The sequence below is a fragment of the Acidobacteriota bacterium genome, assembly GCA_020853395.1.
Lineage (GTDB): Bacteria > Acidobacteriota > Vicinamibacteria > Vicinamibacterales > SCN-69-37 > JADYYY01.
Map to the genome: position 1 here is coordinate 97,834 of JADYYY010000007.1, position 13,404 is coordinate 111,237.

The 13,404-nt window shown below is 69.9% G+C and carries 11 protein-coding genes; 3 read left to right on the top strand and 8 right to left on the bottom strand.

The features are described from left to right. Entirely contained in the window at positions 1 to 474 is a 474-nt protein-coding gene (locus IT184_06195) for a hypothetical protein (GenBank protein MCC7008388.1), read from the top strand. Between the two features lie 175 nt (positions 475 to 649). On the opposite strand, the gene IT184_06200 is transcribed toward IT184_06195, so the two are convergent. From IT184_06200 to dnaK, 7 genes are all read right to left on the bottom strand, one after another. Further along, entirely contained in the window at positions 650 to 1,105 is a 456-nt protein-coding gene (locus IT184_06200) for a hypothetical protein (GenBank protein ID MCC7008389.1), read from the bottom strand. A gap of 70 nt (positions 1,106 to 1,175) precedes the next feature. Then, positions 1,176 to 1,637, bottom strand: a complete 462-nt coding sequence (locus tag IT184_06205) for a hypothetical protein (protein ID MCC7008390.1) — start codon at positions 1,635 to 1,637, stop codon at positions 1,176 to 1,178. Positions 1,638 to 1,773: 136 nt separating this feature from the next. Further along, positions 1,774 to 2,949 carry a radical SAM family heme chaperone HemW gene (gene hemW / locus IT184_06210; GenBank protein ID MCC7008391.1) on the bottom strand — a complete coding sequence of 392 codons (1,176 nt, stop codon included), beginning with the start codon at positions 2,947 to 2,949 and terminating at the stop codon, positions 1,774 to 1,776. Between the two features lie 4 nt (positions 2,950 to 2,953). Beyond that, entirely contained in the window at positions 2,954 to 3,811 is an 858-nt protein-coding gene (locus IT184_06215; protein ID MCC7008392.1) for an ATP-binding protein, read from the bottom strand. Between the two features lie 38 nt (positions 3,812 to 3,849). Beyond that, complete coding sequence (locus IT184_06220) at positions 3,850 to 4,272, bottom strand: helix-turn-helix transcriptional regulator (protein ID MCC7008393.1); 423 nt, start codon at positions 4,270 to 4,272, stop codon at positions 3,850 to 3,852. 32 nt (positions 4,273 to 4,304) lie between these two features. After that, entirely contained in the window at positions 4,305 to 5,399 is a 1,095-nt protein-coding gene (locus IT184_06225; protein ID MCC7008394.1) for a J domain-containing protein, read from the bottom strand. A gap of 12 nt (positions 5,400 to 5,411) precedes the next feature. Beyond that, on the bottom strand, positions 5,412 to 7,322 hold the full coding sequence (gene dnaK, locus IT184_06230) for a molecular chaperone DnaK (protein MCC7008395.1): 1,911 nt from the start codon (positions 7,320 to 7,322) through the stop codon (positions 5,412 to 5,414). A 209-nt stretch (positions 7,323 to 7,531) separates the two neighbouring features. On the opposite strand from dnaK, the gene IT184_06235 reads away from it, so the two are divergent. Both IT184_06235 and IT184_06240 read left to right on the top strand, forming a co-directional pair. Then, positions 7,532 to 9,364, top strand: a complete 1,833-nt coding sequence (locus IT184_06235; GenBank protein MCC7008396.1) for a hypothetical protein — start codon at positions 7,532 to 7,534, stop codon at positions 9,362 to 9,364. A gap of 695 nt (positions 9,365 to 10,059) precedes the next feature. Continuing rightward, on the top strand, positions 10,060 to 12,279 hold the full coding sequence (locus IT184_06240) for a PBP1A family penicillin-binding protein (protein MCC7008397.1): 2,220 nt from the start codon (positions 10,060 to 10,062) through the stop codon (positions 12,277 to 12,279). 8 nt (positions 12,280 to 12,287) lie between these two features. Here IT184_06240 and prfB read toward each other — a convergent pair whose 3' ends face one another. Then, the gene (prfB, locus tag IT184_06245) at positions 12,288 to 13,364 is read right to left on the bottom strand and encodes a peptide chain release factor 2 (GenBank protein ID MCC7008398.1); all 1,077 of its coding nucleotides are present in this window, start codon (positions 13,362 to 13,364) and stop codon (positions 12,288 to 12,290) included. Positions 13,365 to 13,404: the final 40 nt, after the last annotated feature.

Sequence of the window (13,404 nt, forward strand, 5' to 3'; positions counted from 1 at the left end):
ATGACGCGCTTCGTCCGGTTCGGGCTGCTGACGGTCGCCCTCCTGCTGCTGCCCCGCGCGGCCAACGCCGACATCACTGCCTTCTGGGGCTTCTCGCCGACGCCTTCGACTCATGCCGCGCGCGGCTTCGCCCTCGGGATCTCGCTGCTCGTCGTCGGCTTCGAAGGGGAGTACGCGACGCTCACCGAGGATCCGGTGAAAGCGGCGCCGGGACTCACGACCGGCATGGTCAACGGCCTGATCCAGACGCCGACCCGGCTGCAGTTGTACGTGACGGCGGGCGGCGGTTTCTTCCGCGAGCGTGCCGGCACCGAGCGGGAAACGAGCATCGGCACCAACGTCGGCGGCGGCCTGAAGTTCCCGGTGCTCGGCCCGTTGCGGGTGCGGGTGGACTACCGGATCTTCCGGCTTCGCGGCGCCCCCGTGGAGCGCACGCCGACCCGCTTCTACGTCGGCGCCAATCTCGCGTTCTGATCCGCCCGGAGCCGCGCGGTCAGTAGGGACTCTTCAGACGTCCTTGGTGAGCGGCCAGCGTCGGGCCGCGTCGCCGCGCGCGCTCGTGACTCGACGCCCGGCGACGCGATCTCGGACGCGGCACGCCGTTACACGTCAGGGCCAGATGTCTGCCGCAGCGGCAGACGACGGGGCGCTACTGCACCGGCGCCAAGGCCAACTTCTCGACCTTGATCACGGCGGCTCGCAGGATCTCGTACTGCACCTGCGCCTCGGCGGGCGCCGCTTCCGCCAGGATGCGCACGGGATCGTAGTCGGCCGTCGTCACCGCGGGATCGAAGACGAAGACGTAGAGTGCGGCGTCCTGCGTCGTCTCGACGGCACGGAACATCCGCCAACTGCCCGCCTGTTGGCGCCGCACGGGATCGGTGGAAGACGCGAGGACCTGCGACAGCCGGCGGATGACGCTCTCGAACTCCTGCGCGCGTTCGGGCCGCACGTGAAAGACGAGAACGCCCGCGCCGGTCGAGAACACGTAGTCGGACCTTGCCGGGGCGGCTGGCGCCGGCCGCTCCTGCGCCCGGGAAGGCTCGGTGCCGAGCAGGACGAAGACCGCACAGCACACGATCGCCGCGTTCGGGACGTGGCGCATCAGGCCCCCAAAAACGCGAATGGGACGCCACGCAGGTGCTGGCGTCCCTCCCCTTCGCAGCGTCCAACGTCTACTGAATCTTCGTCACCGCAATCGCGTTCAACTGCGCAATCGAGTCCTTGATCTTGTTGATCGCCGCGTCACCTTCCTCGCGGCTGAACAGCTTCGACTCGAACAGGAGAAACGGCGACAGGCTGTAGCTCAGCGTCTTGGATGCGGGATCGGCAGTGAGGACGTACGTCTGCCCTTCCGGCGCACCGACGGCGAACTTGTAGATGTTCAAACTCGCGCCGAGCGCCTTGAGGTTCTCGTCGGCGCTGGCAGCCGTTCTCTTCTTGACCTCGGACCAGATCCGGTCGAACTCGGCCACCGCTTCGGGCTTGACCGTGAAGATCATCACGCCCGCGCCCGTCTTGTCGAACTTGAACGGATCCTCTGCCGGTTGCGCCGGCGCCGATGCCGGCGCGGCCTGTCCCTGCGCCCAGGCCGTTCCCGTCCCCACCACAGCCGCGAGCGCTACAGCCGCCAACATGCGCCGACCTCTGGCCCGCGCGAAACCCGACAACATCATGAAATGCCTCCCGCCCTCCTGGGCTATCGCAACAAAAGCCCGACTACCATATCGTACACCGTCGGCCCGTCACTACCGGGAAGTGGGCCCGCGGCTTTCAGACAAAAGTCACGAGGATCTCGTTGGCGACGAGCATGCCCCGGCGCGTCAGGCCGAATCGCCGTCCCTCCTGCCAGATCAGCCCGTCCTCGACGTACGGCGCGAGCGATGCGCGATGGCGCATCCAGGGATCGACTCCGAAGCGCGCAGCGAACGACCCGACGTCGATGCCGGCCGACAGCCGCAAGCCCATGAAGAGCGCTTCCTCGACGCGCCCCGGCTGATCGAGCGCCTGCACGTCCACGGCCGGCGACCGGCCTGCGTCGATCCGATCGACGTACTCGGCCGCGGCCGTCACGTTGCGCCAGCGCCGGCCGTCCATGGTCGAATGCGCGGCGCACCCGAACCCGCGCCAGGCGCCGCTCTGCCAGTACTTGAGGTTGTGCCGGCTCTCGCGTCCCGGCTTCGCGACGTTCGAGATCTCGTACTGTTCGTAGCCGGCGTCGTCGAGGCGCGCCAGCCCGTCGAGGTACATGTCGGCCGCCTCGTCGTCGGCGGCCTGCGCCCAAGCCGTTCGAGCCTCCGTGTTTGCGCCCGGCGCGTGGAGCGCCCGCGCCATCGCCTCTTTCAGCGGCGCGTTGGGGTACAGCTCCAGCAGGTACAGCGACACGTGATCGGGCGCGGCACCGATCGCCGCCTCGACGGTGCGCAGCCACGAGGCCCGCGACTGCCCGGGCAGCCAGAGCATCAGGTCGAGGCTGACGTTGTCGACGCCGCCGCGACGCGCGGTCTCCAGTGCCTCCGCCGCCCGCGCGGCCGAGTGCACGCGGCCGAGCCGCCGGAGCTCGTCGTCGTCGAACGACTGGACGCCGACGCTCAGGCGCGTGACGCCGGCGTCGAGCCAGCCGCTGACGCGTGCGGCGGTGACGCTCTCCGGGTTCGCCTCGAGCGTGACCTCGGCGCCCGGCGTGAGCTGGAAGCCGCGGCGACACGCGTCGACGAGCCGGCGCACCTCGGCGGGCTCGAGCAGCGACGGCGTACCGCCGCCGAAGAAGATCGTGTCGGCCGGCCGCCCATCGCCGGCGGCGGCGATCTCGCGCGCAAGCGCGGCGACGTACCGGCGCATCAGCGGCGCGTCCTGCAAGCCGCGGGCGAAGTTGCAGTAGCTGCAGATGGCCTGGCAGAACGGGATGTGGAGATAGAGACCCAGCAATGATCCGCTGACGAGCGGCAACCCGTTATCGGGTGCCGGCCTTGCCGCCCGGCCAGCGCAGCTCGCGCGGATCGCGGCCGCGATCGTCGCGCAGCTCGGCGCGAGCGGGGCGATAGGTCCGCGCCGGCAGGCCGCGACGGCCGCGCTGCTGCTGCTTCCAGAGCGTCATCAGGTCGTCCGGGCCGCCATTCGAGGGCAGCATCCGGAAGTCGCCGCCGTCGTACTCCAGGAACTCGCACATCTCGTGCAGGCGCGAGTGCAGCCGGAAGCCGACGCGCGCCTTGAGCGAGTTGACGTCCGTCTCGTCGGGCACGTCCTCGTAGTTGGTCGTGAAGATCGTGGGCCGCCGCTCGTTGTAACGGGTGTTGACGATCAGGTTGACGGTCTCCTCGACCCACTCCGACGGTTTCTCGGCGCCGAGATCGTCCAGCACGAGCAGCTCCGCGTCCATCACGGGCCGCAGCACGTCCATCTCGGCCGTGCGGACGACGGGGTTGTACGTGGAGCGGATGACGCGCAGCAGATCGCGCACGTCGTAGAACAGGCCGCGGGCGCGGTGCTCGAGCACGACGCGGCGCAGCACGGCGACGGCGATGTGCGTCTTGCCGATGCCGGGCGGCCCGATGAGGCACAGCCCCTTGGCGACGGCCGGAAAGGCATCGGCGAACCGCTTCGCGCGGGCGACGGCGGAGACGAGCTGTTCGTTGGGATAGAGGATGAACCGATCGAGATCGCAGCGCGCGTAGCGCGGCGGAATGCGCGCGGCCTCGAGCTGGCGCGCGGCCTGCGCGTCGTGCCAGCAGGCGCAGCGCTCGACGCGGCGGCGACCGTCCGGCCGATCGACCGGACGCCAGCCGGTGCCGTCACAGTGTGCGCACGCCATCGCGCGATCAGGATAGCACCGAGACGGCCGCCGCGCCGCTATCGCGTCGACGCGTTCGCGTCGGCCGGCGGCTCGACGGCCGCGCCGAGGTCCGACGCCGACGTCGGCACGAGCGCGGTGTTCAGCCGCTGCTCCCAGTCACCGAGGCCGCGCGCGAGCTCACCCTTCACGTACTGCATGAACTCGTTGACCTCGCGCTGCATCCGCTCCATCTTCCGCCGCATGTTCAGGATGATCTCGACGCCCGCCAGGTTCACGCCCAGGTCGCGCGTCAGCGCGAGGATCGTCTCGAGCTCCTGCAGGTCCTCGTCCGAATAGAGCCGCGTGTTCCCCTCCGTGCGCGACGGCTTCAGAAGCCCCTCGCGCTCGTACAGCCGGAGCGTCTGCGGGTGGATGTTGTACTTGGCGGCCACGGCGCTGATCATGTAGTAGCCGCGACCCGTTCCGCGTTTGTTCGCCATGACGACTCGTTGAGGCCGGCCCGCCCCCAGCATCACGGCCGGCTGAAGAGGTGACGTCTCACGTCCACGTCGTTGCGCCGCCCGAACTCCTCGAGCAGCGCCTTCGAGTCCTCGTCGAGATCCGGCGGCAACACGATCTGCACGTCGACCACGAGGTCTCCTCGATCGCCGTCCGCGGTGCCGATGCCCTGCCCACGGAGGCGCAGGCGGCGTCCGCCGGGCGTCCCGGGCGGGATGTGCAGCCGCGCGACGCCGTCGAGCGTCGGCACCTCGACGCGCGCGCCGAGCGCCGCCTCGTGGACCGCGACCGGCACGGTGACGTGCAGGTCGCGTCCCGCGCGGCGAAAGACCGGATGGTCGGCGACGTCGACCGTGACGTAGAGGTCGCCAGTCGGCCCGCCGCGCGCGCCGGCGTGCCCGCGACCCGGCACCGCGATGCGCGCACCGCTCTCGAGGCCCGCCGGCACGGCGATGGTGACGACCTCGGTGCGCGGCACCGTGCCGAGGCCGTGGCACGCCCGGCACTGATCCCACAGCATCCGTCCCTGGCCCGCGCAGCCGTCGCACGGCTTGGTGAACACGAGGTGTCCGCGCGCCCAGCGCCGCACGCCCGTGCCGCCGCACTCGCGGCACGGCGCCGGCGGCCGCCGCACCTGGCCGTGCCCGGCGCACGCGGCGCAGCGCTCCTGCCTCGTCACCGACAACGGCACGGCGCCGCCGCGCGCGGCCTCCTCGAACGACACGCGCAGCGGCAGCTCGAGGTCGGCGCCGCGCGAGGGCGCCACCGCCTCGCGCGCCGCGTCCTGGAAGACGTCGGCGAACAGCTCCGAGAACGTGGCCGCGCGCGACCCTTCGGCCACGGCGGTGAAGTCGAAGCCCTCGAGGCGGACGGTCGCGGCGGCGGGCGCCGGCTCCGGCGCCAGCCGGCCGCCGCCGTCGTACTCGCGGCGCCGGCCGGCGTCGCCGAGCACGTCGTACGCGTGCTGGATCTGCCGGTACATCTCCGCGGACACGCGATCACCCGGGTTCACGCCCGGGTGATAGCGCCTGGCGAGCCGTCGATAGGCCCGCTCGACTTCCGCGGCCGACGCCGTCCGCGCAACGCCGAGGACGCCGTAGAGATCCATCAACGCACTCCGCTACTTCTTCTCGTCCACGATCTCCGCGTCGATCACGTCGTCGGCGTGACCGTTGCCGTGCGGGCGGCCGCCGGGCGCGCCCGGCTCCTGCGGCCCACCCTCCGGACCCGCCGACTGGTACAGCCGCTCGGCCGCCTTCTGCTGCGCCTGCATGAGCGCGTCGAGCGTCCGGTTGATCGCCGTCGCGTCGTTCGACTCGAGCGCCTTCTTCACGTCGTTGGTCGCCGACTCGATCGCCATCCGGTCCGCCGGCTGCAGCTTGTCGCCCGAGTCCTTGACGAACTTCTCGGCGGTGTAGACCGCCTGGTCGGCCCGGTTGCGCGTCTCGACCTCTTCGCGCCGCGTCTTGTCCTCCGACGCGTGCGCTTCGGCGTCGCGCATCATCCGGTCCACCTCGTCCTTCGTCAGGCCGCTCGACGCCGTGATCGTGATCTTCTGCTCCTTGCCGGTGCCCTTGTCGCGCGCCTGGACGTTGACGATGCCGTTGGCGTCGATGTCGAACGTCACCTCGATCTGCGGCACGCCGCGCGGCGCGGGCGGGAGGCCGTCGAGGTGGAACTTGCCGAGCGTGCGGTTGTCGCGCGCCATCTGGCGCTCGCCCTGGAGCACGTGCACTTCGACGCTCGTCTGGCCGTCGGCCGCGGTCGAGAACACCTCGCTCTTCTTCGACGGGATCGTCGTGTTGCGCGGGATGAGCGTCGTCATCACGCCGCCGAGCGTCTCGATGCCGAGCGACAGCGGCGTCACGTCGAGCAGCAGCAGGTCCTTGACCTCGCCCGAGAGCACGCCGGCCTGCACGGCGGCGCCGACCGCCACGACCTCGTCGGGGTTCACGCCCTTGTGCGGGTCGCGGCCGAACAGCTCCTTGACGATCTGCTGCACGCGCGGAATGCGCGTGGATCCGCCGACGAGCACGACTTCGTCGATCTTCTGCGCGCTCAGCCCGGCGTCGGCCAGCGCCTGCTTGCACGGCCCCACCGTCTTCTGCAGCAGGTCCTCCACGAGCGACTCGAACTTCGCCCGCGTCAGCTTCATCGCGAGGTGCTTGGGCCCGGTCTGATCGGCGGAGATGAACGGCAGGTTGATCTCCGTCTCCATCACGCTCGACAGCTCCATCTTCGCCTTCTCGGCCGCTTCCTTCAGCCGCTGGAGCGCCATCCGGTCCTTCGACAGATCGATGCCTTCCTGCTTGCGGAACTCGCCGACGATCCAGTCGATGATCCGCTGGTCGAGGTTGTCGCCGCCGAGGTGGGTGTCGCCGTTGGTCGCCTTCACCTCGACGACCCCTTCGCCGACCTCGAGGATCGAGATGTCGAACGTGCCGCCGCCGAAGTCGTAGACGGCAATCGTCTCGTCCTTCTTCTTGTCGAGGCCGTAGGCGAGGGCCGCGGCGGTTGGCTCGTTGACGATCCGCATCACCTCGAGGCCGGCGATCTTGCCCGCGTCCTTCGTCGCCTGCCGCTGCGCGTCGTTGAAGTACGCCGGGACGGTGATGACGGCTTTCGTGACCGGCTGGCCGAGGTAGTCCTCCGCCGCCTGCTTGAGCTTCTGCAGCACCATCGCCGAGACTTCCGCGGGCGAGTACTTCTTGTCGCCGTCGGCCGTGATCTGCACGACCACGCGGTCGCCGTCGGCGACGACGCGATACGGCACCATCTTCATCTCTTCGTTGACTTCGTTGAGCCGGCGGCCGATGAACCGCTTGATGGAGAAGACCGTGTTCTCGGGGTTGGTGACGGCCTGCCGCTTGGCGACCTGGCCGACCAGCCGCTCCCCTGATTTCGCGAACCCGACCACGGACGGGGTCAGGCGGCCGCCTTCCGCATTGGTGATGACGACGGGCTCGCCCCCTTCCATGACGGCCACAACCGAATTCGTGGTTCCCAGGTCGATCCCGATGATCTTGCTCATGACGTGACTCCCTTATCCGCGTGGGACGAACTTTAGCAAGTCAAATGATAGATTCTTGAGTGCATTGATGTCAATAGAGTCATGAGCCGAGAGGCGACCACGCGCTCAGACTGCGCCGTAACGCTCCGCGGCGTGAAATCACGGTGACGGACCTGAGCGTTTTGTTATCATCCGTCTAGCCATTGCCTGTCTGACTTGGAGGCCCTGCCATGCCTCGTTCGTACCGAGTCAGGCCCGTCGCTCGCCGCTTCCGCGCCGCCCCCCTTTTCTTCGGGGTTCTGCTGGCATTGCTCGCCCTGCCTCGTCTGGCGGCGGCGCAGATGGACGCTGTCGTGGAGTCGGACACCGACTGGACCGACGCCATTCCAGCGCACCTGTCGGTCGTCGAGGGCGACGCCTCGCTCGAGCGGGACGGCCAGCTCGAGCGCGCGATCGAGAACATGCCGCTGCTCGCGGGCGATCGGCTCGTCACCAAACGCGGCCGGGTCGAGGTGCTGTTCGCCGACGGCAGCGTCCTCGACGTCGACGAGAGCTCCGCCATCGAGTTCTTGTCCGACGAGCTGCTGCGGCTGACGGCCGGACGCGTCCGCCTCACGATCGCGCGCGGCGCCTCGCCGGTGGATTACCGCGTCGACGCCGCCGGTACCTCGGCGCTCATCGGCTCGCCGGGCGAGTACCGCCTCGATCTCTACGATGCCAGCGCGTACGCGCCGGAGGTCCGGCTCACCGTGATGCGAGGGAGCGCCGAGCTGTCGACCGCCGCAGGGCGCACGCTCGTTCGCGCCGGCTACGAGGCGCGCGCGACCGCGCAGAGCGAGCCGTCGCTGCCGTCGTACGCGAACGCGTCGGCATGGGACGACTTCGAGCGCTGGGCGCTCAACCAGCGCGACGGCCGGCTCGGCGTGTCGGCGCAGTATCTGCCGGCCGAGCTGCGCTACTACAGCGGCGCCTTCGACCGCGATGGCTGGTGGCGGTATCAGCAGGATGTCGGGTACGTCTGGTATCCGCGCGTGGCGGCCGACTGGCGGCCGTACTACGACGGCGGCTGGTCGTATGTCGGCGTGTTCGGCTGGACCTGGGTCGGCGGCGGCCGATGGGGCTGGCCGACGCACCACTACGGCCGCTGGGGCTTCTCGGCAGGCGCCTGGTACTGGATTCCCGGACGACGATGGGCGCCGGCGTGGGTGTCATGGGCGTCGGCGCCGGGCTACGTCGGCTGGTGTCCGCTCGGCTGGGACAACCGGCCGGTCGTCTCCATCATGCAGGTGAACATCTACAACAACCGCACGCGCGGCTGGACGGTGCTGCCCGATCGCTCGTTCGGCACCCGCTACGCGACGCCCCGAAGCTTCGCCAACTCCCGCGCGATCGTCGTCGACAACCACCGCTTCGCGCCGAGTCCCGTCGCCCCAGTGCGCCCGGCGTCGGTGCGCGACGATCTGCGACCGCTGCGGGCGCCGACGCCGCGCGCCGCGCGCGCCGCCACGGCTCGTGAGCGCGGCGGCGACCTCATCGTGCGTGGCGACGCGCGGAGCCAGACGGCGATGCCGCGGGCACGATCGGCGAGCGCCGCGCCGCCGACCGCTGAGGTGATGCCACCGCGCGGCGGCGACGACACGAGCTCCGCGCGGCCGCGCGCACGTGCGCTCCCATCGTCTGGCGCCTACGGAGGCAGCCGAACACCGGCGGCGCGGCCCGGCGCGGCGGCAGGCGACGATCGATCCGACGCGCCGAACGCACCGACAGTGCCGCGCATGGGTCGCTCGCGCGGCACCGACCGGAGCGCACCGCCTTCGGCACCGCCGCCGTCGACGGATCGGCCGCAGTACGGCCGCCGCGCGCCGTCCAGCCTGCCGTCGCGACCAGCGGCAGAACCCCCGAGCCGCCCGACGTCGACGCCCTCACGCCCATCGGCGGAATCCTCGCGGCCATCCGGCGGCTCCACCGCGCGCGCTCGCAGCGCTCCAGCAGGCCCGCCTCCGTCTTCGCCAGCCCAGGGGTCGCGTTCCGAAAGCGCGAGCGGCAGGGCGAGGACGCGTTGACCAGAACAAAGGGCAAAGGGCAGAGGGCAAAGGGCAAAGGTAAAGGGACGAAGGGAAAAGGAAGGGACGAAGGGGAAAAGGGAGAAGGGCTCTGATATCGCACGCGGTCGTCGGGCCGGCGGGCTCGACAGGTCGTTGCCGGTCGGCTCGCTCGGGACGTCGTTGCCGGTCAGCTCGCTGGGGACGAACGGTGGGCGTTCGTCTCGGATTCGCGCGCACTGCGCCATCACGATGACGACGTGGCGGTAACGGTCACGTCGTCGTTCGCACGGCGACGATGGCTCGTGTCGTTGGGGTGGAGGGCGCTCGCCGGGTCCGAGCCTCCTTGAACCGTCGCGTCGCCGACGTCACCGCCGCGACACCCTCCATGCCCTCACGAACAACCCGTCTCAGCCCGTCCTCGGGACCGGACGCGCAACCCTAGGCCCGCCTGCTTGCCGGCCCCACTTCACGCGGCACAAGATCTCCTCTGGCCTGTCCCGGGAACGCTGCGGGTCCCTTCGCCCTTCGCCCTTCGCCCTTCGCCCTTCGCCCTTCGTCCTTCGTCCTTCACCCTTGACCCTTCACCCCTTGCCCCTTCACCCTTCGTCCTTCACCCTTCCCTTTCCCCTTCTCCCCTTCGTCCCTTCCTTTCCCCTTCGCCCCTTTACCTTTGCCCTCTGCCCTTTGCCCTTTGCCCTTGTAGACTGGCAGTCATGCGTCTCGCGGCAAGCTTGGCTCGTGGCGTCGGTATCGCCGCGTTGTTCCTCGCGGCCGCGCTGTTCGGGACCGCTGGCGGCGTGCTGTTCGCGTTCGTCGGCGACCTGCCGCAGATTTCGGCGCTCGACGACTACACGCCCGGCACCATCACGCGCGTGCTCGGCCGCGACGGTGCCATCGTCGGCGAGTTCGCCACCGAGCGCCGCGTGGTCGTCACCTACGACCAGATCCCGGTCGTGCTCCGCAATGCGCTCGTGGCGGCCGAAGACGGCGATTTCTTCCATCACCCGGGCGTGGACGTGCGGCGCATCGCCGCGACGGCGTTTCGGCGCGCGGTCGGGCTCCAGCGACGCGGCGGCGCCAGCACGATCACGCAACAGCTCGCGCGCAAGCTGTTCCTGACCGACGAGGTCACGCCGGAGCGCAAGATCAAGGAAGCGCTGCTCGCCATCCAGATCGAGAAGCGGTACACGAAGGAGGAAATCCTCACGATGTACTGCAACAAGATGTACTGGGGGCACGGCATCTACGGGGTCGAGGCCGCCTCGCAGCTCTACTTCGGCAAGTCGGTGAAGGACCTGACGCTCGACGAGGCCGCGATGATCGCCGGCATTCATCAGAGCAACGTCCGCCAGAGCCCGTACACCAACATGGCGGCGGCTGTCGCGCGGCGCAACTACACGCTCGATCGGATGGCCGACGAGGGGTTCGTCCGCGCCGAAGAGGCCGCCGCGGCCAAGAAGCGGCCGATCGTCACCCGCGGGCGCCCCACGCCGCCGCCGTCGATCGCGCCGTACTTCCTCGAGACCATCCGCACGCAGCTCGAAGAGCGCTACGGATCGAAGGCGATCTACGAGGGCGGGCTCGTCGTGCACACCGGGATCGATGCCGAACTGCAGCGCGCCGCCAACCTCGCGCTCGACAACGGCATCCGCCGGCTCGACAAGCTTCGCGGCTATCGCAAGCCGTCGCGCAACGTCCTGCAGGATGGGCGGTCGATCGACACGTTCCGCCACCCGCGCTGGACGCACGATCCGATGCCGGCCGAGGTGATGCCGGCCGTCGTGACGGAGGTGACGCCGGCGGAGCTCCGCGTCAGGGTCGGCCGGTTCGCCGGGACGATCGCCAAGGCCGGCTACCAGTGGACGAACCGGCCGCCCTCGCAGCTCGCCCGGCGCGGCGATCTGATCGAAGTGCGGATCGGCAAAGTCGACGACAAGACGGCCTCGTTCGCCGGCGCGCTCGAGCAGACGCCAGTGCTCGAGGGCGCGGTCGTCGCGATCGAGAATCGCACCGGCCAGCTCCTCGCGCTCGTAGGCGGCACGGACTTCGAGCGGACCCAGTTCAACCGGGCCACGCAGGCGCTGCGCCAGGTCGGTTCGCTCTTCAAACCGTTCGTCTACGCGACGGCCATCGACCGCGGCTACACGCCGATCTCGCTGATCGACGACTCGCCGGCGAGCTTCGACGCCGGTCCAGGCCAGCCGCCGTACCAGCCGCAGAACTACGACCACGAGTACCACGGCATGGTCACGCTGCGCGCGGCGCTCGAGGAATCGCGGAACATCCCGACGATCCGCCTGATGGCCGCGCTCGGCCCGCGCGAAGTCGTGCGCGTCGCGCGGCAGATGGGCATCACGTCGCCGCTGCCCGAGTACCTGTCGGTGGCGATCGGCTCGGCCGAAGCGACGCTGCTGGAGATCGCCTCCGCCTACACGGCGTTCCCCAACCAGGGCGTCCGCATGGCGCCGACCGCGCTCCTCGACGTCGTCGATCGCGACGGCAACACGCTCGAGCAGCATCGCGTCGAGCCCCACGAGGCCCTGCGCGCCGACACGGCGTACGTGATGACGAGCCTGCTGCAGGGCGTCGTGGAACACGGCACCGCGCAGGCCGCGCGCGCGCTCAACTGGCCGCTCGGCGGCAAGACCGGCACGACCGACGACTACTCCGACGCGTGGTTCATGGGCTTCGATCCGGACATCACGCTGGGCGTGTGGATCGGCTACGACCAGAAGCGGCCCATCGGACACAACCAGACGGGCGCCGTCGCCGCGCTGCCGATCTGGCAGGAGATCATGAAGTCCTGGGTCGAGCGGCAACGCGCCGCGCGCCCGGAGCCGCCCACCTTCCCGCGCCCGGAGAACATCGTGACCGTGAACGTGGCCGGCGGCCCCGAAGTGTTCATCGCCGGCACCGAGCCCGGCGCGCGCTGAGCCCGCGCCTACTCGTCCTCGTCGTCCACGGTGCTGTCGAGCTTGCCGAGCGCTCGCTTCATCAGATAGGCCTTGATGAACTCGTCGAGGTCGCCGTCGAGCACCCGGTTGATGTCGCCGACCTGGTACTTCGTGCGGTGGTCCTTGACCATCTGGTACGGATGGAGCACATAGCTGCGGATCTGGCTCCCGAACGCGATGTCCTTCTTCTCGCCGCCGAGCGCCTCGAGCTTCGCCTGCTGCTCCTTGAGCCGCATGTCGTACAGCCGTGCACGCAGGACCTTCATCGCCGACGCGCGGTTCTTGTGCTGCGACCGCTCGTTCTGGCAGGAGACGACGATCCCGGTCGGCAGGTGCGTGAGACGCACGGCCGAGTCGGTGACGTTGACGTGCTGCCCGCCGGCCCCGCTCGATCGGAACGTGTCGATGCGCAGGTCCTTCTCGGGGATGTCGATGTCGATGTCGTCGGGCAGCTCCGGCCACACGTACACGGACGCGAAGGACGTGTGCCGGCGTGCCGCCTGGTCGAACGGCGAGATCCGGACGAGCCGGTGCACGCCGGCTTCCGCCACCATCAGGCCGTAGGCGTAGTCGCCGACGATCGTCAGCGTGGCGCTCTTGATGCCGGCCTCGTCGCCCGGCTGCACGTCGATGATCTCGCGCTTGAAGCCGCGGCGCTCGGACCAGCGCAAGTACATGCGCAGCAGCATCTCGGCCCAGTCCTGCGACTCGGTTCCGCCCGCCCCGGGATGGATCGTGACGATGGCGTTCTTCCGATCCATCGGCCCGGCGAGCATCGTGCGGATCTCGGCCGCCTGCACGTCGCGGGCGAGCACATCGAGCCCGCGCTCCAGATCGCCCGTGACGTCCTCCCCCTGGCGCGCCCACTCCACGAGCACGCCCACGTCGTCGAGCTGGCGGCGCAACTGCTCGGCGAGCGCGCGGTCGTCATCGAGCCGGCGCCGGCGCTGGAGCACCTTCTGGGCGTTGGCCGCGTCCTTCCAGAAGTCGGGCGCCGAGACCTCGGCCTCGATGTCGGTCAGTTCGCGCTGGAGCCGAGCCTCGTCAAAGTCCCCTCCGAAGATCGGCGGCGCGGGCGGTGAGGTCGGCGTGCGTACGGATCAG

Bases quoted from the DNA above. Each gene is read 5' to 3' on its own strand.
- IT184_06195 (MCC7008388.1), top strand. From the start codon at position 1: ATGACGCGCTTCGTCCGGTTCGGGCTGCTGACGGTCGCCCTCCTGCTG.
- IT184_06200 (MCC7008389.1), bottom strand. From the start codon at position 1,105: ATGCGCCACGTCCCGAACGCGGCGATCGTGTGCTGTGCGGTCTTCGTC.
- IT184_06205 (MCC7008390.1), bottom strand. From the start codon at position 1,637: ATGTTGGCGGCTGTAGCGCTCGCGGCTGTGGTGGGGACGGGAACGGCC.
- IT184_06215 (MCC7008392.1), bottom strand. From the start codon at position 3,811: ATGGCGTGCGCACACTGTGACGGCACCGGCTGGCGTCCGGTCGATCGG.
- IT184_06220 (MCC7008393.1), bottom strand. From the start codon at position 4,272: ATGGCGAACAAACGCGGAACGGGTCGCGGCTACTACATGATCAGCGCC.
- IT184_06225 (MCC7008394.1), bottom strand. From the start codon at position 5,399: ATGGATCTCTACGGCGTCCTCGGCGTTGCGCGGACGGCGTCGGCCGCG.
- dnaK (MCC7008395.1), bottom strand. From the start codon at position 7,322: ATGAGCAAGATCATCGGGATCGACCTGGGAACCACGAATTCGGTTGTG.
- IT184_06235 (MCC7008396.1), top strand. From the start codon at position 7,532: ATGCCTCGTTCGTACCGAGTCAGGCCCGTCGCTCGCCGCTTCCGCGCC.
- IT184_06240 (MCC7008397.1), top strand. From the start codon at position 10,060: ATGCGTCTCGCGGCAAGCTTGGCTCGTGGCGTCGGTATCGCCGCGTTG.